Origin of the sequence: Mesorhizobium sp. M0514, from assembly GCF_040321145.1 — a bacterium.
In the GTDB taxonomy this organism is placed as follows: domain Bacteria; phylum Pseudomonadota; class Alphaproteobacteria; order Rhizobiales; family Rhizobiaceae; genus Mesorhizobium.
Genome location: NZ_JAMYQZ010000002.1, coordinates 132642 through 153034, shown reverse-complemented (window position 1 = coordinate 153034; position 20393 = coordinate 132642). Strand labels below are relative to the sequence as shown.

The 20393-nt window shown below is 61.1% G+C and carries 19 protein-coding genes, 1 tRNA gene and 1 pseudogene; 11 read left to right on the top strand and 10 right to left on the bottom strand.

The features are described from left to right. Positions 1 to 6: 6 nt before the first annotated feature. The gene (locus NKI61_RS01645; RefSeq protein ID WP_352838720.1) at positions 7 to 1137 is read right to left on the bottom strand and encodes a phosphoribosyltransferase-like protein; all 1131 of its coding nucleotides are present in this window, start codon (positions 1135 to 1137) and stop codon (positions 7 to 9) included. Positions 1138 to 1469: 332 nt separating this feature from the next. Here NKI61_RS01645 and NKI61_RS01640 point away from each other — a divergent pair, with 332 nt between their 5' ends. From NKI61_RS01640 to NKI61_RS01630, 3 genes are read left to right on the top strand one after another with little or no spacing between them, the layout of a single operon-like run. Further along, the gene (locus tag NKI61_RS01640) at positions 1470 to 1907 is read left to right on the top strand and encodes a DUF3489 domain-containing protein (protein ID WP_352838719.1); all 438 of its coding nucleotides are present in this window, start codon (positions 1470 to 1472) and stop codon (positions 1905 to 1907) included. Between the two features lie 4 nt (positions 1908 to 1911). Then, complete coding sequence (locus tag NKI61_RS01635) at positions 1912 to 2418, top strand: DUF2924 domain-containing protein (protein WP_352838718.1); 507 nt, start codon at positions 1912 to 1914, stop codon at positions 2416 to 2418. Then, complete coding sequence (locus tag NKI61_RS01630) at positions 2415 to 4103, top strand: recombinase family protein (RefSeq protein ID WP_352838717.1); 1689 nt, start codon at positions 2415 to 2417, stop codon at positions 4101 to 4103. Before NKI61_RS01635 ends, NKI61_RS01630 begins: the two co-directional genes overlap by 4 nt. 218 nt (positions 4104 to 4321) lie before the next feature. Here the strand turns inward: NKI61_RS01630 and NKI61_RS01625 are convergent. After that, positions 4322 to 4397, bottom strand: a tRNA-Ile gene (locus NKI61_RS01625). A gap of 134 nt (positions 4398 to 4531) precedes the next feature. On the opposite strand from NKI61_RS01625, the gene NKI61_RS01620 reads away from it, so the two are divergent. Then, the gene (locus NKI61_RS01620) at positions 4532 to 5242 is read left to right on the top strand and encodes an SIMPL domain-containing protein (protein ID WP_023741130.1); all 711 of its coding nucleotides are present in this window, start codon (positions 4532 to 4534) and stop codon (positions 5240 to 5242) included. Positions 5243 to 5501: 259 nt separating this feature from the next. Here the strand turns inward: NKI61_RS01620 and NKI61_RS01615 are convergent, their stop codons facing one another. Then, complete coding sequence (locus NKI61_RS01615; protein WP_352838716.1) at positions 5502 to 5846, bottom strand: hypothetical protein; 345 nt, start codon at positions 5844 to 5846, stop codon at positions 5502 to 5504. Positions 5847 to 6066: 220 nt separating this feature from the next. Continuing rightward, positions 6067 to 6513, bottom strand: a complete 447-nt coding sequence (locus NKI61_RS01610) for a YcgN family cysteine cluster protein (protein WP_023672465.1) — start codon at positions 6511 to 6513, stop codon at positions 6067 to 6069. 202 nt (positions 6514 to 6715) lie between these two features. On the opposite strand from NKI61_RS01610, the gene NKI61_RS01605 reads away from it, so the two are divergent. Next, a complete protein-coding gene (locus NKI61_RS01605; RefSeq protein ID WP_352838715.1) occupies positions 6716 to 8926 on the top strand; it encodes an OmpA family protein in 2211 nt (736 codons plus the stop codon). 325 nt (positions 8927 to 9251) lie between these two features. Next, positions 9252 to 9770, top strand: coding sequence for a TIGR00645 family protein (locus NKI61_RS01600; RefSeq protein ID WP_352838714.1), 519 nt, complete (start codon positions 9252 to 9254; stop codon positions 9768 to 9770). A gap of 128 nt (positions 9771 to 9898) precedes the next feature. Here the strand turns inward: NKI61_RS01600 and NKI61_RS01595 are convergent, their stop codons facing one another. The 3 genes from NKI61_RS01595 to NKI61_RS01585 form a co-directional block, all read right to left on the bottom strand. Then, a complete protein-coding gene (locus tag NKI61_RS01595; RefSeq protein WP_352838713.1) occupies positions 9899 to 10765 on the bottom strand; it encodes an SDR family oxidoreductase in 867 nt (288 codons plus the stop codon). A gap of 119 nt (positions 10766 to 10884) precedes the next feature. Beyond that, positions 10885 to 11592 (bottom strand): helix-turn-helix transcriptional regulator, encoded by a 708-nt coding sequence (locus tag NKI61_RS01590; protein WP_352838712.1) that lies wholly within the window; start codon positions 11590 to 11592, stop codon positions 10885 to 10887. 8 nt (positions 11593 to 11600) lie between these two features. Next, positions 11601 to 12473, bottom strand: a complete 873-nt coding sequence (locus NKI61_RS01585; RefSeq protein ID WP_352838711.1) for a S1C family serine protease — start codon at positions 12471 to 12473, stop codon at positions 11601 to 11603. A gap of 168 nt (positions 12474 to 12641) precedes the next feature. On the opposite strand from NKI61_RS01585, the gene NKI61_RS01580 reads away from it, so the two are divergent. Continuing rightward, a complete protein-coding gene (locus NKI61_RS01580; RefSeq protein ID WP_352838710.1) occupies positions 12642 to 13592 on the top strand; it encodes a S1C family serine protease in 951 nt (316 codons plus the stop codon). A 4-nt stretch (positions 13593 to 13596) separates the two neighbouring features. Here NKI61_RS01580 and NKI61_RS01575 read toward each other — a convergent pair whose 3' ends face one another. Both NKI61_RS01575 and NKI61_RS01570 read right to left on the bottom strand, forming a co-directional pair. Beyond that, positions 13597 to 14508, bottom strand: a complete 912-nt coding sequence (locus NKI61_RS01575; protein WP_352459476.1) for an arginase family protein — start codon at positions 14506 to 14508, stop codon at positions 13597 to 13599. 94 nt (positions 14509 to 14602) lie between these two features. Then, a pseudogene (locus NKI61_RS01570) lies at positions 14603 to 15027 on the bottom strand (VOC family protein). Positions 15028 to 15093: 66 nt separating this feature from the next. Here NKI61_RS01570 and NKI61_RS01565 point away from each other — a divergent pair. Then, positions 15094 to 15720, top strand: coding sequence for a TetR/AcrR family transcriptional regulator (locus NKI61_RS01565; RefSeq protein ID WP_023740182.1), 627 nt, complete (start codon positions 15094 to 15096; stop codon positions 15718 to 15720). Here the strand turns inward: NKI61_RS01565 and NKI61_RS01560 are convergent. After that, positions 15653 to 16609, bottom strand: coding sequence for a LysR family transcriptional regulator (locus NKI61_RS01560; protein ID WP_023683802.1), 957 nt, complete (start codon positions 16607 to 16609; stop codon positions 15653 to 15655). The two genes, NKI61_RS01565 and NKI61_RS01560, sit on opposite strands and share 68 nt — an antisense overlap. 109 nt (positions 16610 to 16718) lie before the next feature. Between NKI61_RS01560 and NKI61_RS01555 the strand changes: the two genes are divergently transcribed. The 3 genes from NKI61_RS01555 to NKI61_RS01545 all read left to right on the top strand — a co-directional run bounded on the left by NKI61_RS01555 (position 16719) and on the right by NKI61_RS01545 (position 20358). Next, positions 16719 to 17354 carry an FMN-dependent NADH-azoreductase gene (locus tag NKI61_RS01555; RefSeq protein ID WP_023740183.1) on the top strand — a complete coding sequence of 212 codons (636 nt, stop codon included), beginning with the start codon at positions 16719 to 16721 and terminating at the stop codon, positions 17352 to 17354. Between the two features lie 273 nt (positions 17355 to 17627). Next, positions 17628 to 19334 carry an Hsp70 family protein gene (locus tag NKI61_RS01550; RefSeq protein ID WP_352838709.1) on the top strand — a complete coding sequence of 569 codons (1707 nt, stop codon included), beginning with the start codon at positions 17628 to 17630 and terminating at the stop codon, positions 19332 to 19334. After that, positions 19324 to 20358: a hypothetical protein gene (locus NKI61_RS01545; RefSeq protein WP_352838708.1), complete on the top strand. Its 1035-nt coding sequence runs from the start codon at positions 19324 to 19326 to the stop codon at positions 20356 to 20358. The genes NKI61_RS01550 and NKI61_RS01545 overlap by 11 nt, the downstream gene beginning before the upstream one ends. Positions 20359 to 20393: the final 35 nt, after the last annotated feature.

Below are 20393 nucleotides of genomic sequence, written 5' to 3'. Positions count from 1 at the left end.
CAACGATTATCCATGGCGATCGCGGCGGCGAAAGAGCGGCTCCATCGGGTGCGAACCCGATCCCCCGGGCGTCTCAGCCCATAGAAGTGGTATGCTGTTGTTGGGCGTATTATGATCAAGAATGAGAGGCAAGGCACAGGCAGCAAAGCCGTACTTCACCGAATCGATGCCCGACTGCGTAAGATGCTTTTCGAGCCGCTTGTCCAACCCAGGGTCGTGGTACTTGTCGCAGAGGTTCAAGATGCCATCATCCCGCGGTCGCGTAAGCTTGAGACTCGCGGGCAGCTTCAATCCCTCGGTGACATATACCGACCCGAAGCTCCGTTCGGTCCAGCCTCGCTGGGCGTCCGCAAGTAGGTTGTCGAGGTTGTCCCTCGCCTGATGGCTCGAAATGTAATGGTGGATATGGAGCGAGTAGCCCTCGGCGAGCGGGAACTTCTCTTTGAGAGTCTTTCGCGCGTCCTGGACCCGGTGTTCGAACTTCGCGAGTTTACCTTTCCACTCCCCTGCGACTCGTCTAATGAAGGTGGTCCCGGACGCGGTAAAATCTTCCACAAGATAGACACGTTCGAATTTTGCGTCAGGACCCTCGGCCTTCCCCAACTCTTCTCCTAAATCTTCCCACTTGTCATCATCGATAATCAGCGTGGCTACGACCTGTTCAGTGGAGATTCGGCCCGAATTGGCCCTTCGCAGAATATCGGTGCGGCTGCCGTCGCTCATGCCCACGAACAGCGTACGACGAAGCTCACTCTTGAACCGATCCGCTCCTTGCTTGGTTCGCCAAACTTCATAGGGTCGAATGGCTATAGCCTTCGCCACTGCCTCTCGAAGACCCGGGGTGACGACCTCAGGGAAGAACAGGTCGATCAGGCACTGCAGTTCGGCAGGAGATATGTAAACGAGACGGCGCTTGAAAAATTCGTAGGCAATCGCTCTGTCTTCGAATTCGAACTGCTTCAACCAAACCGCCAAACTCTCTATAAAGCGAACGCCAGCTCTAAAGTCGGCGTAGCCATCGTATTTGATTGACGACATCATCCGAAGCCATGCGTATTCAGCAGTCGCCGGGCTTCCGCGTTCCTCATCCCAACCCATCACTTCTGCGATGAGATCAAGCGCCATATTTCCGGCCAAGGGTATTCCTCGATTCGCGTGGTTTATTAACGGTTGTTGGCAGGCTGCAGTCATTTGAGAGTAATATCAATGCTCATGCAGGGACCTAGATCGTTCTTCCCAAGTCAATTTCAAAAATAACCGCAGCGTCACCGTCACCTAGGCATGAGGCGTCCAATCTCGACACCGTCGAGGTGATATTCTGGTGGACTTCAACCGCAAAGGAAGCATGGTATAGGCGGCCACGACGCCATCCCTAGCTTTCAACCGAAGCAGTTTTCCAGCCCGCATTGCGGGCTCATGTCAGTACAGACGCCGAATTTGTCGGCCTCTGCAAACTGATGGAGACAACGATGGCAAATCTAATCACCAGCCCAGACACGGAAGCTGACCAGGGTGGCAATGGCACAGTCCTTGTACCTTCTGGAATCAACCGGGAGGATACCCCGCGAGCCAAGACGAGAGGGAAAACGCTAAAGAGCCCCGACGCGCGACGACATGCCGTCCCTGCGCCAGCCTCGGTTTCTGATACCTTTACCGGCAAGGCTGGTGTATCCTCTCGCTCCACTAGCACCACTCCGAACAAGAGCGAGCAGGTGTTGAAGCGACTTCGCTCGGCGAAGGGCGCCACTATCTCCATGCTGATGGAAGCAACCGGCTGGCAGGCCCACTCGGTACGCGGCTTCCTGTCAGGAACAGTGAAGAAGAAGCTCGGGTTGAGCCTGACCAGCGAAGTCAGCAAGGACGGCGCACGGCGGTATCGCGTCGCCGACGCCAAAGTTGGCGAGTGACCCGATGCGGCAACGATCTGATCTGGAAACGGAGATCGCCGCCATCGGCGATCTCACCCGTGATGAGCTTGCTGTCGCCTGGACAAGGGCCTTTGGCTGCGCGCCACCCAAGGGCATCAAGCGCGGACTGCTTGAACGTTCCGCTGCCTGGCATCTTCAAGCAAGGCGACTGGGAGGATTGCCCTTGGCAGTGAGAAAGACGCTGCGGACAGGCAATACTCGTCGCCTCTCAAAAGCCAGTGCCAACGATACGGGTCCGGAGGCACTATCTAATGGCGCGGGATCAACGGCTGTGACGACACGACCCGTCCAATCAGCAAAGGCACTGGCGATAGCAAACCCGCCAAGACCCGGTTCTCGTCTTATGCGTGAATGGAATGGCCGCATGCACATTGTTGAGGTGATCGATGGCGGCTTCTCGCTCGACGGCAAGACGTACCGATCGCTATCGGCAGTCGCTCGCCGCATTACCGGCGCCCAATGGTCTGGCCCGAGGTTCTTTGGGCTATGACGGAGACGCCTCGCCTCAACTGTGCGATCTACACGCGCAAGTCGACCGAAGAAGGATTGGAACAAGAATTCAACTCGCTCGATGCCCAACGCGAAGCCTGTGCAGCCTTCATCGCATCGCAGGTAGGTCTAGGGTGGAAGTTGGTGCCGAACCACTATGACGATGGTGGCATCTCGGGCGGCACGATGGAACGCCCTGCCCTGCAGCGTCTCCTGCAAGACATCCGGGACAAAAAAATCGATGTGGTGGTGGTCTATAAGATCGATCGCCTCACCCGATCGCTGATGGACTTTTCCAAGATCGTCGAGATCTTCGATGCCAGCTCCGTGTCCTTTGTTTCGGTCACTCAGCAGTTCAACACCACGACCTCAATGGGCAGGCTCACCCTCAACGTGCTTTTGTCCTTCGCCCAGTTCGAGCGGGAGGTCACGGCTGAGCGTATCCGTGACAAGATCGCCGCGTCGAAGAAGAAAGGCATGTGGATGGGCGGCGTGGTGCCCCTGGGCTATCGCGTCGAGTACCGCAAGCTGGTGATTGACGAAACCGAGGCACAAACAGTCAGACACCTGTTCGCCCGCTATCTCACCCTGAAGTCGGTCCGGGATCTTGTCGAAGAGGCTGCGAGTGTCGGGCTTTCAACGCGGTCGCGGCAATGCAAAGACGGATCAGTTGCAGTTACTATGCCGTTTGGTCGCGGCAACCTTTATCACCTTCTTTCGAACCCGATCTACATCGGCAAGATCAGGCACAAGGATCAGGTCTACGATGGAGAGCACGAGCCGATCGTCACGTCCGCCACGTTCGAGGAGGCCCGGGCACTTCTCGCCTCGCAGGCACCGCGGCGACGAAGCCAGTCGAATGTCACGCAAGCGCATTTGCTCACCGGTTTGCTCTTCGATGAAGCCGGCGAGAAACTGCGATCGGTTCATGCCAACAAGCAAGGTGTTCGCTACCGCTACTATGTCTCGAAGCAGTTCGTTGATGAGCGCCGAAACGGGTCCGATGGCTGGCGTCTTCCAGCGCCAGCACTTGAATCAGTTGTGCATCATCGCCTGAATCGGATTCTCAGTGATCAAGCTCAACTGTCTGATTGGATTCGGCAATGGGCCGAGGCTGGCGAAATCCACTCGGCAATGCGGCGAGCGGAAGAGATGCAACGGTGCTGGGCATCAGCTGCGGCGGACGCGAAGCGATCTCTGCTCCAAAAGATCGTTCGCAGGATCACCCTCAAGCCCGGATCATTGACCATTGAACTGGATTGCCGCTCGCTATCGGAATTGCTTCTCGATCGGAGTCTGCCACCCAACGATGGCGCGCAAGTAGCGTCCATCGAGTGTCCCATCGGTATGAAGCGGCGCGGCGTCGAAACGCGGATCGTGCTTACAGACGGATCCATCAGCAACCGAGAGCCCGATAGCGCTTTGATCGACCTTCTGCGTCGAGCCCACTTGTACCTAGCCCAACTTACGGACGGAGCCAACCGCAGCCTCACCGAGGTTGCCATGCTCAACGGCACCGATACCTCTGAGGTAAGCCGCCTCCTGCCCTTCGCTTTCCTCGCCCCCAAAATCACCTCCAGCATCGTTGCAGGTGATCAACCAGTCGAACTAACGACGCACCGACTCTCACGGGTCTCGGAGCTGCCGCACACCTGGGGTAGCCAGGTCACTCTTCTCGGCTTCTGACAGCATCAACAGTGCATCTAACCCGCATCACCGACCATCGCTTTGCCAAACACTTGGCTACGAAATTCACTCGACAGAGACGGACGCCCAAAAGTCAGGTGTTTTCGGCGCTCCCTGCGGTGTCTCAGCCAAGTGTTGCCAACTACTCGGCGCTAACCCACGGAAATGTCGGCGCTATTCTGAGACGGTCGAAAAACCCGGAAATCGGGCGGACTGGATGGTGGGCCCGGAGGGACTCGAACCCCCAACCAAGCGGTTATGAGCCGCCGGCTCTAACCATTGAGCTACAGGCCCCACGCGCGCTGGATTAGTGTTTTTCCTTGCGCGGCACAAGGCTTTCCGGACGGGCTGGCCGAGATCGCCCAAATCAGCCCATATTCGCGCCCTAGTCGACAGGCGCGACTGGATCGCACACCGAGGAGATTTTCATGACCAGACATATTTTGCCGCTCGCACTTGCCGCCGCGATCGCTTTTCCGGCGATGGCAAGCGCTGCCGATTCGCTGCCCCCGCCCCGCATCATCGTGTCGGGTGAAGGCCAGTCGACCGTGGCGCCTGACCTGGCGCTGCTGACGCTCAGCGTCATGCGTGAGGCCAAGACCGCACGCGCGGCACTCGACGCCAACAACGACGCCATGGCCGCCGTGATCGCGGCAATGAAGTCGGCAGGGATCAAGGACCGCGACCTGCAGACCGCCGGCATCCAGATTAACCCGCGTTACAACTACACCAACAAGCCCGACGGCAGCCAGGAAGCCGAGCTTGTCGCCTACCAGGTGACCAACACACTCTCGGTGCGCATCCGCGACATCGACAAAACAGGTGAGATTCTCGACAAGGCTGTGTCGCTGGGCGTCAACCAGGGCGGCGGCATTTCGTTCTCCAACGAGGATCCGAAAGCTGCCGTCACCGAAGCCCGCAAGAAGGCGGTCGCCGATGCCATGGCCAAGGCCAAGACGCTGGCTGTAGCCGCCGGCGTCAGCATTGGCCGGGTGCTGGAAATCACCGACCAGAACGTTGCGCCGGCGCCGATGCCGATCAATGCCAAGGCCTTCGATGCGGCAGGCGCCGCGGTTCCCGTGCAGGCCGGCGAGAATGCCTACGCCGTGCAGGTAACAGTGACATTCGAGCTTAAGTAGCAGGCCGCCGGGCCGGGCGCGGTTCTGCTGAACCCGTCGGCCGGAACCGCAGATTTCCGACATGAAAAACCCCGAAGGACTGGCCTCCGGGGTTTTTTCGAGCCGCACCTTTCCGCGGAGGGAAAGGGGCTCCTGGCTAACCCTAGAAGGGTCATGCCGCTACTCCAGGCTGATCCTGGCAGAGGAACATGCCTCCGGATCGACCTTCGCAGAAGGTCGTATCCCAGACTGATCTTCGCAGAAGATCAGTCTGGTTCTCTTAGCGATAGATAACCGGGCAGCCGCGCTCATTGGCGAACACGACCACTACGCGATCGCCATACTGGCGGCCGGCGACCTTCACCACGCGGCGATTGAGATCGACGATGCGGACGCGGTGCAGGCCCATGCGCTCGGCCTTGTCGAGGGCGCGATCCGGCGAGCAGCGGCGCCAATTGCGGTCACGGCGAAAGCCGTCCTCATCGTCGCCGGTGTAGACGCCGACGCGGCGGTCATGGTTGTTGCCGAAGCCGAGATAGATCGAGTCCGCCTGGGCGGGCACTGCGGCAAGGGTGCCGAGAGCTACGAGACCCGAAAGGGCTGCCGTCTTGAACGAGTTGAACATTGTCTTCTCTCCTTGTTGAGGGCTTGCGCCCGTCTTGGTCGAACCGATGGGGGGAGAATGCTCCTTGCAATCTGAACTCTTCGCGAACCGGCCGTTCATTTTCGGTTAATCTGCCCGACAGGTTGAAAGCAACCGCCCCTTCCACCGCTGCAAACGATCCTCACCGTCAAAAACGTCCAATGGCGCAGAACGCCCTATGGCAGCGTCCGTTCCAGAATGCTCAGGGCTCGTCATCGAGCATATAGTCGAAATAGTCGTCCGGCTCGGCCAGATCGGTCTCACTGGCGCGGACGCGGCCGCGCATGGAGATGCCGGCATCATGAACGGTCTCGGCACTTCCCGACACCAGCCTGTGCCACCAATAGAGGTCGTGCCCCTCGGCAACCAGCCGGTAGGCACAGGTTTTCGGCAGCCACGTGATGGTGCGCACATTCTGCGGCGTCAACCCGACACAGTCCGGCACGCGCGCCAGCCGGTTGGCATAGTCCGAACAGCGGCAGCTTTGCCCATCGAACAGCCGGCAGCCGACTGATGTCCAGTAGATCTCGCCGGTATCCTCGTCCTCGAGTTTAGACAGGCAGCATTTTCCGCAGCCGTCGCACAGCGATTCCCACTCGGTGGGCGTCATCGCTTCCAGCGTCTTGGTCTTCCAGAACGGCGTTTCCATTATGGGTCGAGATGTGGCCTCCGCATGCGGCAAGGTCAAGCTGTTGTGTGACTTCAAGTTCCGGCCGCACCATAGGAAAAACATGAAGTTGCCTTCAAAACGCCGGTCAATCGTCCTTGGGTGCGGGTAATGCCTGCAAACCGGAACCAATCCGGTCAAGGACAGTTTGGGCAGGGATGGGACCCCACAAGGAGAATTTAAGATGAAACGCCAACCACGGGTACTGGCAGGTACGGCACTTGGCCTGCTTATGGCATCCGCGCCGTTGGGCGCATCCCCGTTGCAGGGCAACGCCGTTTTCGGCCCCTTGCAGCACACGGCCGCGCCACTGATCCTGGTCCAGGACGACCCTGCTGCAGATGGTCAGCAGACCGACCAGGAACTGCCGCGCAAAAAGAAACGCCAGCAGGCCGAACAGGCAGCGCCGGCCGCCGAGCAGCCTGCACCGGCTGCAGAGCAACCCGCCCCTGCCGCCGAGGAACAACAGCCGCGCAGGAAGAAGCGGGATCAGCAGCAGACCGAGCAGGCCCCGGCCGAACAGGCCGCACCTGCCGCCGAGGAACAGCAGCCGCGCAAAAAGAAGCGCAATCAACAGCAGCAGATCGAGGCGGCGCCTGCGGATGAGGGCGGCGCCCAGGCAGCGCCGGCGACCGATGAGCAGCCGCTCAAGCCACGCAAGAAGAAGCGTGACCAGCAGCAGATCGAGGCAGCACCGGCTGAACAACCGGCCGAACAGGTAGCTCCGGCAAATGAAGAACAGCCGCTAAAGCCACGCAAGAAGAAGCGCGACCAACAGCAGATCGAACCGGCGCCCGCTGAACAGCCGGCCCAGCAGCCTGCCGAGCAGGCAGCGCCCACCGAACAGGTGGCGCCGGCAAACGACAACAAGTCGGGCAAGAAAAAGCGCAAGCAGGATCAGCAGATTGAGGCCGCGCCTGCCGACAAAGCGCCAGACGTCAAAGTTGCGCCTGCCGGAGAGCCCGCGCCGCAGGCCGAGCCGATTCAGCCCCCGGCCGATCAGCAAGCGGCTCCCGCCGAAGGTGAACAGCCGAAGGATCAGGCGAAAAAGCACGGCAAAAAAACTGTCGGCGAACAGCCAGTGACGGGCGAACAGCAGCCTGCGACCGGTGAACCACAGCCTGCGGAGCAACCGGCCAATGCCGAGCAGCCCGCGCAACGTGAGACGCCGGCGCAAGGCGAAGCCACGGCCAACCCCGACGAAGCACCCATCCTGGACAGCCAGAAGGATGCCAGGCGCAAGCACCGCAAGGACCAGGGCGGCAACAGCCAGAATGGCGACGGCCAAAATGGGAACGGCCAAAATGGGAACGGCCAGAATGCTGGCGGCCAGACGGGCGAGCAGCCCGCGCAGGGCGGCACCGAGGCGCAAGCCCCGAAGCCGGCTCCGGTCGACCAGGGACCGCCGCCCACCGACGACAAGTCGGCTCAGCAGGCAATTCAGCCAGAAAAGATCGCCCCGGTGACGGAGGAAAAAGGCAAACGCGTCGAGCGTGCACCCGATGAGAACGTCCGCGACCGCCGGCGTCCGAAAGGCGTCGACGTCGTCAAGGAACTCGGCGACCGCGTCATCCTGCAGTTCAACAACCAGACGATTGTGGAAAGCAATGACGCTCCGCGCATGCACCGCGGCGCCAGGAATGTTTACTATGAGGAACTGTCGGGCGATCGCTCTCGGGAAATCGTCGAGCGCGACAATGGCATCCAGATCGTCACCATCCGCAACCGCAATGGCGACGTCATCAGGCGATCGCGCATCACGCCGGATGGGCACGAATATGTGCTGAGCTATGTCGACGAGCGCAGCTATGACGACGACAATGACTGGCGCGATCCCGGTGACGACCTGCCGCCGATGCGGCTCACCATCCCGCGCCGCGAGTACATCCTCGATTCGGAAGATGTCCAAAGCCCGGACGACTATTACGAGTTCCTCGAACAACCGCCGGTGGAGAAGGTCCAGCGCCTCTATTCCATCGACGAAGTGAAGCGTTCGGCGCGCGTGCGCGACATTGCCCGTCGCGTCGACCTCGACACATTGAACTTCGAGTTCGGCTCGGCCTCGATATCCGACACCGAAGTGCAGAAACTGGAAGGCGTCGCCACGGCCATGGAGAAACTGTTGAAGAAGAACCCGGCCGAAACCTTCCTGATCGAAGGCCACACCGATGCGGTTGGCACGCCGGAGGCAAACCTTGCTCTGTCCGACCGGCGCGCTGAGTCTGTCGCCGAAGCGCTGACCAATGCCTTCGGGATCCCGCCGGAAAACCTGACCACTCAGGGCTATGGCGAGGAATACCTGAAGGTCAACACCACGGCGCCCAACCGCGAGAACCGCCGTGTCGGCATCCGTCGCATCACCTCGCTGGTGGCACCGGTGGCGAGTAACAATTGATCTGCTTTCTAATGGCTTGAGCAGCTTTCTGGAATCAGATCGACAACAAGGACCCATCCCGGCAGATCGGGATGGGTCGAGCTGCGGACAGCAACCCCGGTTCAGCAAGAATTGTACTGGTATTAGAACCGGCTCATTGAATAGAGCGACCGCCCTCCCCAGATTCAAGGCTGGGCGTTCCCTGCCCCGTCCCGACTCCAGCGGGATGCATTGGACCCCGCCGGCCCTCCCGGCGGGGTTTTTTTGCGTCGCAATTTGCCTTGCAAACCGCGGCAAGCTGACCGAAATACCCCATCGACCTCAGAAAGCTGACCGGAACCGCTGCATGAAACGTCTCGAACTCGCCATCGAATCGATCATCCTCGCCTCACGCTGGCTGCTGGTGGTTTTCTACATCGGGCTCGCCCTGGCGCTCGCCGTCTATGCGCTGTCCTTCGGCAAAAAACTCTACGAGTTCGTCATGGTCGCCTTCACACTCGACGACACCGACACCATCCTGAAGATGCTCGGCCTCATCGACGCCGCGCTTGTCGCCTCGCTGGTGGTGATGGTGATCATCTCCGGCTACGAGAATTTCGTCAGCCGCTTCGACGACCAGGATGGCGGCGTGCACTGGCTGGGTACGATCGATGTCGGTTCGCTGAAGGTCAAGGTCGCCTCGACCATTGTCGCTATTTCCTCGATCCACCTGCTGCAGGTGTTCCTGAATTCGTCTTCCTATACGATCGACCAGCTGACGTGGCTGACCATCATCCACCTCGCATTCGTCGTCTCGGCGCTGATGCTGGCCTATATCGACCGGCTGATGGGACTGAGCAAAGGCAAGAAGGGCGAGGAGGGATGAGCCCCTTTCTCCCCTTGCTGGGGAGGTGAGGCTGGTCCGCACAGCGGAGAAAAGCCAATTGCTTGGTTTTTCGAACGACCAACGCCGCCGGGCGGATGAGGGGCAGCGCCGGCGGCCCGTGATTTCCGTCAGTAGATGCTTTTAACGTTCGTCGGCGAATTGGCGAACACCTCGTCCGGCACGAAAAAGTCGCCGGCCAGCGGACCGGTCGCGCCGGGCGCGTAGGCCGCGAAATCGGTCACGCCCTCGGCCCGCAGCACCTCTTCATCGATGTAGAAATTGCCTGATGTCTCGCGCGATGGCCGCAGGAAGATGGCGTGTGCGGCATCGGCCATGATGTCGGGCAAGCGGCTCATCGCCGCGACCGTCGCGCCACCGAGCAGATTGCGCACCGCCGCCGTGTCGATGGTCGAGATCGGCCACAGCGAATTGACCGCGATGCCGTCCTTGGCAAACTCGGCGCTCATCCCCAGCGTGCACATCGACATGCCGAACTTGGCCATGGTGTAGGCGACGTGGTTCTTGAACCATTTGGCCTTCATATCGAGCGGCGGTGCCAGATTCAGAATGTGAGGATTCTCAGCCAACTTCAGGTGGGGAATGCACATTTTCGACACCAGGAAAGTGCCGCGCGTGTTGATCTGGTGCATCAGATCGTAGCGCTTCATGTCGGTCTCCAGCGTGCCGGTGAGCTGGATGGCGCTGGCATTGTTGACGCAGATATCGATGCCGCCGAACTTTTCGACGGTCTTGGCAACCGCCTCAGCCACCTGCGCCTCCTCGCGGATGTCGCACAAAACAGGCAGCGCCTTGCCGCCGGCCTGCTCGATCTCCTCAGCTGCCGAGTAGATCGTGCCCGGCAGCTTCGGATGCGGCTCGGCGGTCTTGGCCGCGATCGTCACATTGGCGCCGTCGCGCGCAGCTCGCAGCGCGATCGAAAGACCGATGCCGCGCGACCCGCCGGAGATGAACAGCGTCTTTCCCTTGAGCGACATGTCTTGGCACCTCCCTTGCTACATCACTGACGCGAACCATTGCGCGGCGGCAATGCACTGCGCAAGGCCTCGGCAGCCTGCAACGGGTTACGCAACGTTGGCTCAAATGGATAAGGGGATTAGACCAGCACCAGGCCCTGCCGCATCGCGATCGCGATGGCATCCGTGCGGTTCGCAGCACCCAGCTTGATCAGGATCGCGGCGACGTGGAACTTTGCCGTGTGCACGGAGATGTTCAGCCGCCGCGCGATCACCTTGTTGGGCGCGCCTTCGGCCAGCAGCGCCAGCACTTCGGCCTCGCGCGGCGACAGCGCCGGACGGGCGGTAGCGCCATCGTCCAACGGCTCCTCGCCGAACAGCCCGCTATGGCTTCCGCCGTTGGCGGCGCCATCGAAATCGTCGTGGCGAGCGGGCGTCGAACGCCCATCCCTGGACACCCGGTAGCCGGCCGCCGCCAGTCTGACGGCAGCCGCGATCAGATTCGCATCCGACGCCAAAGGCAGCACGGCAAGCACCCGGTTTTCCGGCCGGCCAGCGCTCGCGGATAGCAGCACCCGTGGGATTGCGCTGTTGCCACCATCGGCCCGATCGAGCCAGGCCGCACTGTTCGCAACAGCGTCATCGACGACAGCGACGTCGGCAATCCCGCTGCCGGCCACGACCGGAAGCAGATCGTCCGCCATGGCAAGCGAAGCTGACAGGCGCTCGGCACGCGCGGCATCGTGCAGCGCGATCAGCACCACGAGCCGGCGTCCGCCGCCCGCCACCTCCGGCCCACCCACCTCCGGCCCACCCGCCTCCGGCCTTGTCAGCGTGTCGCTTTCCATCGGCCCTCTCAGCTCAGCGGTTTTTCACCGACGGTCAGCGCGACGTCGCGCTGCTCGCCGCCGCGCACCACGCCGAGCGTCACCGCGGCGCCCGCGCTATCCGGCCCAAGCTTTCGGATCAGTTCGCGCGGGCCGTGCACGGCCTCGCCATTCCACGCCACGATGATGTCGCCCAGCGCAAGGCCGGCGGCCTTGGCCGGACCATTGTCGTCGAGGCTCATGACCATGGCGCCGCGCGCCGCGCCGTCACGGATCGGGTGCAGGCCGGCGCCGAGATAGCCGCGCGCGACATGGCCCTTTTCACGCAGCGTCGCCACGGCCCGCTCGATCGTCTCATAAGGCATGACCAGCGCACGACCACGTGGCCCAAACAGCAGCATGCCGATCAGCGCGCCCTTGGCGTCAAGCACCGGCCCGCCCTCGAAACGGCTGCCGGCATTGACGGCGAGATTGATGCGCCGATCGATGGTGCCGCCGCGCATCGAGCGCCAGGCGGGGCCGACCTCGCCGACCGAGCCCGAGACAGCCAGCGCCGAGCCCTGACTGCTGCCGACAGCGATGGGGACGTTGCCCGGCCGCACCCCATCCGCCTTGGCGAGCGCAGACGCCGCGGCCGCGCCGGCCGGCTTCAGAAGCGCTACGCCGGTCGACGGATCGCGACCGACCAGTTCGGCCTTCACCGCTTCGCCCGAAGCCAATGTCAATTCGATCTCCTCACCGGCCTCGACAGCTTCCTCGGCGGTGACGAAATAGCCGTCACGCCAGTGGAAGGCGCTGGCGGTGCGATGGTGATGGGTGGTGAAACTTGCCGTTACCGGCGCAGCCTTGGCGGCGAGATCGGCGATGGCCTCGGAAACTGCATTAAGGTTGAAGTCACTCATGATGATCTCCTGGGTTTTCTCATGCCCCAGATATCGCTCGGCAGTGCGCCCGGAGGTACTCGTCTGACGGCTAGTACTGGTGTGACTGGCCATCTGGTCAGGTCGCGGCAGTTCGAGCCGCTCCGCACATATAGTCATCATCGCGCCTGAAAACACGGAGCCCCGCCAATGGCCCTCGCCGCCCACAAATTCGAAACCGACGACACACTGCTCGACGCCTATTCGACGACAGTCGCCGACGCCGTCGACCGCATCGGCCCAGCCGTCTGCCGCATCGAGCGCGTCGGTGGCCAAGGTGGCCATGGCTCCGGCTTCGTCATCGCGCCGGACGGGCTGGTCGTTACCAATTTCCATGTCGTTGGCGATGCCAAAACGGTGCGCGTCTCTATGCCCGACGGCGCCTCCAGCGAAGGCCGCGTGCTAGGCCGCGACCCTGACACCGACATCGCGCTGGTGCGCGCCGATGGCAGCTTCACCGAAGTCGCGCCGCTCGGCGATTCCAAGCGGCTGCGGCGCGGCCAGATCGCCATTGCCATCGGCAATCCGCTCGGCTTCGAATGGACCGTAACGTCAGGCGTGGTCTCCGCACTTGGCCGTTCGATGCGCGCCTCGACCGGGCGGCTGATCGACGATGTCGTCCAGACCGATGCCGCGCTCAATCCCGGCAATTCCGGCGGACCGCTGGTGTCGTCGGCAGGCGAAGTCATCGGCGTCAACACCGCCATGATCCACGGCGCGCAAGGCATCGCCTTCGCGGTCGCTTCCAACACCGCCAACTTCGTCATTTCGGAGATCATCCGCTTCGGCCGCGTGCGGCGCGCCTTCATCGGCATCTCGGCCGACACCACCAGTTTGCCGCGCCGCGCAGCGCTCCTGTCGCAGGTGACCACCAGTACTGCGGTGCGGCTGCGCAGCGTCGAGAAAGACGGACCCGCGGCGAAGGCCGGCCTCAGGGAAGGCGACATCATCGCGGCGATAGACGGTCGCCCGGTCACCGGCGTCGACGACCTCGTGCGCATGCTCGACGCCGAACGCATCGGCCGCGAGACGCTTTGCACAGTGGTGCGCCGCACCGGCGTCAGCCAGGTGAGGGTGACGCCGGTAGCAAGGGCGAGCTGAGCCCTTATCGAGGCTTGAGCACCCGCCCGAGCAGCGACACCAGCAGTCGCGCAAGGTCACCGGTCGGGTCGAGGTCGGGATCGTAGATCGTCATGTCCAAGCCGGTGCAGCGCTGGTCCGCTGCCAGCGCTGACAGAATGGCAACGAGTTCATCGGGGTCGATGCCGGGGCTGCCGGGCGAATCCACCGCCGGCATCACCGTCTGGTCGAGCACATCGACATCGAGATGCAGCCAGTAGGGACAGCCGGCGCGCGCCAGCGTCGCTCTTGTCTTTTGCAACACTCCAGCCGCGCCGAGTTCCTGCGCGGCAAAGACGTCGATGCGCGTCACGGCGGTCGCATTGATGTCGGGCCAGGCAAAATCGGCATCGCGGCTCTCGCGTTCGCCGATCTGAACCACCGCCTCGTCGGCGACGAGCGGACCGACAACACCTGGCCATTGCGCCAGCAAAGCCTCGCCGCGTCCGGTGGCAAGTGCCAGATCCATGCCGGCAACCGAGCCGAGTGAGGCATTGACATCGTAGTTGCCGGGATGGCGGAAATCGCTGTGGCCATCGACATGGACCAGGGCGACTGCGCCCGAGCGCCGCGCGGCGACCAGTGCGCCAAGCAGGATCGAGCAGTCGCCGCCGATGATCAGCGGGAACTCGCCTTGCCCAAGCGCACGGGTGACGATCTCGGCAAGATCGAGGTTGAAGCGGCGGATCGCCGGACCATTACGCAGCCTAGTGCCCGGTTGCGGTTCGGTACTGTAGGCGGGTCTGTCGAGATCGACCACCCGCCCCGGCGCCAGCGACTCGATCAAACCAGCTTGGCTCAGCGCCTGCGGCGCACGCCAGGTGCCGGGCACATGGCCCGGCTCCAAGGGCCGAAGGCCGAGATTGGATGGCGCCCGAACAAGGCAGATGTCACGCATGCGGCAGGCCCAGCTTCAACGTCACCAACATAGACCGCATGGTGCGGATCCGGCCACAGCGGCCGGAGCCGCTGCCGACATTTGCTGCCATTGTTCAGGCGCCCGCCGCGCCCGCCGCGAATTGCGCCTGAAATTCCGGGCTGAGCGGGATCGGCTTGATGACGTCGATCAGCACGCCATTGGGATCCCTGGTGATGAAATGGCGCTGGCCGAAGGGTTCGTCGCGCAGCGGGCACAGGATCGGCAGGCCGGCCGCAACGATCCGTTCATAGACAGCATCAGGATCCCTCACCTCGAAATTGATCAGCAGCCCCGATGTGCGGCCGCGCCCCCCTCGGGGATCGTCTCGTGGTCGCCCTGGACGATACCGAGATTGACCCGGCGATCCTCGGCAGACTGCAGATGCACATACCAGTCGCTCGCAAACAGCGGCTTGAAGCGGAAGTGATTGATATAGAAGGCTTTTGTGCCGGCTACGTCGCCCGTCATCAGCACCGGATAATAGCTCGTCGTCTTCATCTTTCTTTCTCCCGTCAGCCAACATACAGTTTGCATGTAATTCGAAATAACATACAGGCTGCATGTATGCAACGAGAAACCCCGCGCCGCTCCAACCGCGACCGCACCGAAGCGACGCGCGCCGACCTGATCGCTGCGGCGCGCAAACTGTTCATCGAAAAGTCCTATGCCGAGACCGGCACGCCGGAGATCGTTGCGGCCGCCGGCGTCACCCGCGGCGCGCTCTATCACCACTTTGCCGACAAGCAGGCGCTGTTTGCCGCCGTGGTCGAGCAGGAGGCGGCGGCGGTGGCGCAAGAGATCGAGCGCGCCTCGCCGCCTTCTTTGTTTGCCCGCAATGCGCTGATTGCCGGCTCGGACGCCTATCTCGCCGCCATGCGCGCGCCCGGCCGCACGCGGCTTTTGCTGCTCGACGGGCCGGCCGTGCTTGGCCGCGCCGCCATGGATGCGATCGACAATCGCCACGGCAACCGGTCGCTGCGCGAAGGCCTGGTTGCGGCAATGCGCGAACAGTCGATGACCAGACTGCCGGCCGATGCGCTGACCGCTTTGCTCGCCGCTGCCTTCGACCGCGCAGCACTTGCCGTCGAGGCCGGCGCCTCGGCCGAAGACTATCGCGCCGTGCTCATGGCTCTGATCGATGGGCTGTCTCCGGCTCATCTTCAGGCAGGTCGTCCGGGTCGAACTCGTTGAAGCAGCCGAGCTGGCGTTTGAACTGGTCGATCAGCCAGGCCGCCGCCGGTTTCGGGCTACGGTCGGCGCGGTGCATGGCATAGAGCGATGAGCGCACCTCGCTAAAAGGTTCAAGGTCGAGTTCGACCAGCCTGCCGCTGGCCAAATCGTCCGCGATCAGCCAGCGCGGCAACCCGCCCCAGCCCAGCCCCTCGCGCATCAACGTATGCTTGATACGCACATCTGTCAGCCGCCATGTACGATAGGCAAAGACGCCGAAGTCGCGTCCCTTGGTGCGTTCCGACTGGTCACTGACAACCAGCTGGGTGTGCTCTCGCGCATCCTCGAGCGCCACCGGTTTCGGCAGCAGTGCCAGAGGGTGGGTGGGGGCGGCAGCCAGCACGATCGACATGAAGCCGATGCGCACGAGATGCACGTCGACCTCGCCCAGCAAGCCACCGATGCCAAGATCCGACTGTCCGCTGACGACATGGTCGGGGATCAGACCGAGCGTGCCGATATGCAGTCGCATCATCACGGTCGGGAACTGCGCCTCGAACGCCTTCAGCACCCGCACCAGCACCGGCGAGGGCAGCGCCGCGTCAACCGATAGCGCAACTTCAGCCTCCAGCCCCTGATGGTGACCGTCGGCACGCGAACGGATGCGCTGCAGCACGCCGACCATGCGCCGGGCGTCCTCCAGCATCGCCCGGCCGATTTCGGTCAGCTGCGGCTCGCGCGTGCCCTCGCGCTCGAACAGTTTCAGGCCAAGCTGCGCTTCAAGATTGGCGATGCCGTAGCTGATGACGGACTGCGCGCGGTTAAGCTTGCGGCCGGCGGCTGAGAAGCTGCCGGTGTCGGCGACCGCAACCAGGATCTGCAATTGGTCGAGCGTCGGATTGGGCTGCACGGCATACCTACTTTATGGATGGATCGTATAGAAAATATACCAGTTTTTTGAATGGGTCGGTAGGCCCATATCAGGCGGGAGAAATCAATTCCCACTGGAGAGAACCGCTATGTCTATCCTGCTTGTAACCTCGAGCCCGCGCGGCGCTGCCTCGCACTCGACCCGTATCGCTACCGAATTCGCTGAAAAGCTCGTCGCCGCCGACCCGTCGAATACGCTCGTCGTACGCGACCTCGTGGCCAACCCGCTGCCGCATATCGACACCGATTATGCGACCGGCATCTACACCCCCGTTGAAGCCCGCACGCCGCGCCAGGCCGAAGTCGTCGGCGTCTCCGACATCGTGCTTGACGAACTGTTCGCAGCCGACACCGTGATCCTGGCCACCGGCTTCATCAACTTCAACATCTCCTCGACCCTGAAGTCCTGGGTCGATCACATCTCCCGCTCCGGCAAGAGCTTCTCTTATGGCGAGGGTGGTCCCAAGGGCCTCGTCACCGGCAAGAAGGTCTATATCGTACTCGCCTCGGGCGGCATCTATTCCGAAGGTGCGGCCGTGCAGTTCGATCACGCCATCCCCTATCTGCGCGGCGTGCTCGGCTTTCTCGGCATGACCGACGTCGACGTCATCCGCATCGAAGGCGTCGGCATGGGCCCTGATGCCGTCACCGCCGCACTTGCCAATGCGACGGCCAAGGTCGATGCCGTGGTGGCTGCGAGCCAGCAGGTTGCTGCAGCGGCGTAAGCGCAGGCCCTTCCCACCTGCATTAAAAAAGGCAGGCGCTCCGCGCCTGCCTCTTTTGTTGTTGCACGAATGTCGACCGGAACGGAGTGGCGCATGTAGTGAAACGCGCCGCGAGATCGCCACGTAACCGTGTACGCGTTGTCGGGTGAATTTTCTTCACACGGGTTTTATCATTCAGATAAGTTCCATTTTGAGTTTTATGCCAAGTACAGTATGCGCAAGTCACATACGTCTTAATGACAAGCCACCTCGAAACCGCTCATGGAGACTTGTTTGTCTGAGTTCCCAATTCTCGGCATTGACCTTGGCACGACCAATTCGTTGGTAGCTCATTTTACCGAAGAAGGCCCCATATTGATCCCCAATGCTATCGGCGCTTTTCTGACGCCTTCTGCCGTGGGGCTTAGCGACAATGGTGACTTGCTGGTCGGCCAGGCAGCCAAGGACAGGCTCGTGTCCAATCCCGATATAAGCACGGCACGATTCAAGCGTTATATGGGCACGGATCACATGGTTCGTCTCGGCCGCAAGGCATTTCGACCGGAAGAGTTGTCCGCGTTCATTCTGCGCTCCTTGAAAGCGGACGCCGAGGCGCATTTCCAGCACCCTATTGACGATGCGGTTATTTCCGTGCCGGCCTACTTCAACGATGTGCAACGCAAGGCAACGATAGCTGCCGCACAACTCGCGGGTCTTAAGGTAAGCCGGCTGCTCAATGAACCGACCGCGGCTGCCTTGGCTTATGGCCTGCATCGCAAGGACGATGAAAGCACCTTTCTTGTCGTGGATCTTGGCGGCGGCACATTCGACGTTTCAATTCTGGAGATGTTTTCTGGCGTCATGGAGGTGCGAGCGTCGGCCGGGGACGCATTTCTGGGCGGAGAAGACTTCACGGATATCCTTGTGGCGTTGTTGGGCAAGGATCTTGGCCGTGAAGATTTGGGAAAGGGAGATCTGTCACGGCTGCGTGCGCTGGCTGACGAAGCAAAGCACAAGCTTTCAACCAGCAAAGACGCCGATATCCGATATGTCCTGGACAGCGAACAGAAGCATCTTCCCGTCTCTGCAGATCGTTTTGAGGAGGCAACGACGCAGTTAGTCAACCGGATGAAGGCCCCTTTACAGCGCGCGATGCGCGACGCAAACCTAAGCAACGACCAGATCGACCGGATCATTCTCGTTGGCGGTGCAACGAGAATGCCAATCATCAAGTCTACAATAACCAAGCTTTTCAAGGGTTTTCCGGAACATGATCTCGACCCTGATCATGTCGTGGCCTTGGGCGCGGCGGTACAGGCCGGGCTTGCTTCCCGGCATCAGGCGCTCGACGACATCGTCATGACCGATGTTTCACCCTTCACCTTGGGTATCGAGACAAATCATCAAGTCGGACCGAATAGCCAAACCCTGCCCGGATATTTTGCTCCAATCATCGAGCGCAACACGGTTATTCCAGCGAGCCGGGTTGAGCGTTTCAATACTGTAGTTCCTGGTCAGCAGAAAGTGGAACTCAATGTCTTTCAGGGCGAGGCGCCGCTGGTACGCGACAATGTGAAGATAGGTACATTGAGCGTTCCTGTTCCCGTCAACCGCAACGCAAATGAAGCGGTCGATGTTCGCTTTACCTACGATACGTCCGGAGTGCTTGAAGTCATCGCAACGGTCGTCACCAATGGCAAGGCTCATCGACTTGTCATAGAAGGCAATCCGGGCGCTCTTTCGCAAAAAGACATTCTGCAACGCCTGGCAGAACTTGAACGGATCAAAATCCATCCACGCGAAGAAGCGGTTAACGCGGCGCTCGTCGCGCGCATCACGAAAGCTTTTGAAAATGCCTTGGGGCCGCAACGCAAGATGTTGTCGGCATGGCTTGGGGAATTCGAGGCAATCCTTGCCCGGCAACATCCCAAGGAAATCGCCGCAGTGCGATCCCAAATCACGGGAAAACTCGAAGCGTTAGAGAAGTACGATGTTTATTGATGCGTTTTCCATGCTCGGAATATCCGACCGGGAAGACGTCACCGAACGCGAGATCAAGCGCGCCTACGCTACAAAGCTCAAACTAATCAACGTCGATGAGGATCGCGACAGCTTCATTGCATTGCGTCACGCATTCGAGCAGGCGCGCGATCAGGTCAACCGGCGGGAGTATTTCAAGAAAATTACTTCCCCTGACGAGACACAAATTGCCGAAGACACCGACACGCCCGCGTTGAAGAACGTGCCACTGTCCAACGAGAGTCCGCTTCCCGCTATCCTCGAAGCACGCGCTTTGCGGGCCATGGAAGATGATATCGAGACGCTCCTTATCGAAAATATCGAACCAGATCCACCGAAAGAAGCGGCTCCAGCCCGCACGGCTTCAATTGCCATCGAAGCGCCTGCCCTTCGCGCCATGAAAGCTGTCGAGTCGCTTATCACCGAACCAAGAAAATGGCAGAGAATAGACAGCTGGCTGGCAATTCTGGATGGCGAGCTCCTACAGACGATTGATGACATTCAAGAGTTTGAAACCCGCATGCGGACCTATGTTTGCGAACAATCAGGCTTCGGCGAGCGGCAGCGTCCGTCGGCCAAGCCCTGGATGATGCAGCGCTTGCTTGACTTGCTTGACGAACGCTTTGGCTGGACACGCAATCGCGGATCAAACTATTGGGAGCGTCAACAGCTTGACTGGTTGCACGCGCTAATCGATCCTGAGACGGCACCCCAATATCGTATGGCGTCCGCGCCGCAACAGGACCCTGAGCCCGAAACGATCGCACCATCGAGCAAAACCACCGGTTCGGCGCGTCAATCACCTATTTCCGGGTGGGTATGGGTTATGATCATCTTTGTGCTTGTTAAACTTGCTGCCGCGCTTTCTGGCTCAAATGAGCCCGCGAAAACATTCTCACGGCCCGATGCCACACAACAAGTGCCCGCAGGCGTTCTTCGCGACGTCTGTCGTAATCTGTCGTTTGACGAATGTTTCAAAAAGATGAGTGGGATGCCGGAGCCATAGGCCGAAAAATTATCGAGCGGAAATCGGGGGAAAAG

Coding starts and splice junctions, on each gene's coding strand:
- NKI61_RS01615 (WP_352838716.1), bottom strand. CDS start 5,846: ATGTTCAACTCGTTCAAGACGGCAGCCCTTTCGGGTCTCGTAGCTCTC.
- NKI61_RS01640 (WP_352838719.1), top strand. CDS start 1,470: ATGGCAAATCTAATCACCAGCCCAGACACGGAAGCTGACCAGGGTGGC.
- NKI61_RS01595 (WP_352838713.1), bottom strand. CDS start 10,765: ATGTCGCTCAAGGGAAAGACGCTGTTCATCTCCGGCGGGTCGCGCGGC.
- NKI61_RS01590 (WP_352838712.1), bottom strand. CDS start 11,592: ATGGAAAGCGACACGCTGACAAGGCCGGAGGCGGGTGGGCCGGAGGTG.
- NKI61_RS01630 (WP_352838717.1), top strand. CDS start 2,415: ATGACGGAGACGCCTCGCCTCAACTGTGCGATCTACACGCGCAAGTCG.
- NKI61_RS01545 (WP_352838708.1), top strand. CDS start 19,324: ATGTTTATTGATGCGTTTTCCATGCTCGGAATATCCGACCGGGAAGAC.
- NKI61_RS01605 (WP_352838715.1), top strand. CDS start 6,716: ATGAAACGCCAACCACGGGTACTGGCAGGTACGGCACTTGGCCTGCTT.
- NKI61_RS01610 (WP_023672465.1), bottom strand. CDS start 6,513: ATGGAAACGCCGTTCTGGAAGACCAAGACGCTGGAAGCGATGACGCCC.
- NKI61_RS01580 (WP_352838710.1), top strand. CDS start 12,642: ATGGCCCTCGCCGCCCACAAATTCGAAACCGACGACACACTGCTCGAC.
- NKI61_RS01600 (WP_352838714.1), top strand. CDS start 9,252: ATGAAACGTCTCGAACTCGCCATCGAATCGATCATCCTCGCCTCACGC.
- NKI61_RS01635 (WP_352838718.1), top strand. CDS start 1,912: ATGCGGCAACGATCTGATCTGGAAACGGAGATCGCCGCCATCGGCGAT.
- NKI61_RS01620 (WP_023741130.1), top strand. CDS start 4,532: ATGACCAGACATATTTTGCCGCTCGCACTTGCCGCCGCGATCGCTTTT.
- NKI61_RS01585 (WP_352838711.1), bottom strand. CDS start 12,473: ATGAGTGACTTCAACCTTAATGCAGTTTCCGAGGCCATCGCCGATCTC.
- NKI61_RS01555 (WP_023740183.1), top strand. CDS start 16,719: ATGTCTATCCTGCTTGTAACCTCGAGCCCGCGCGGCGCTGCCTCGCAC.
- NKI61_RS01565 (WP_023740182.1), top strand. CDS start 15,094: ATGCAACGAGAAACCCCGCGCCGCTCCAACCGCGACCGCACCGAAGCG.
- NKI61_RS01575 (WP_352459476.1), bottom strand. CDS start 14,508: ATGCGTGACATCTGCCTTGTTCGGGCGCCATCCAATCTCGGCCTTCGG.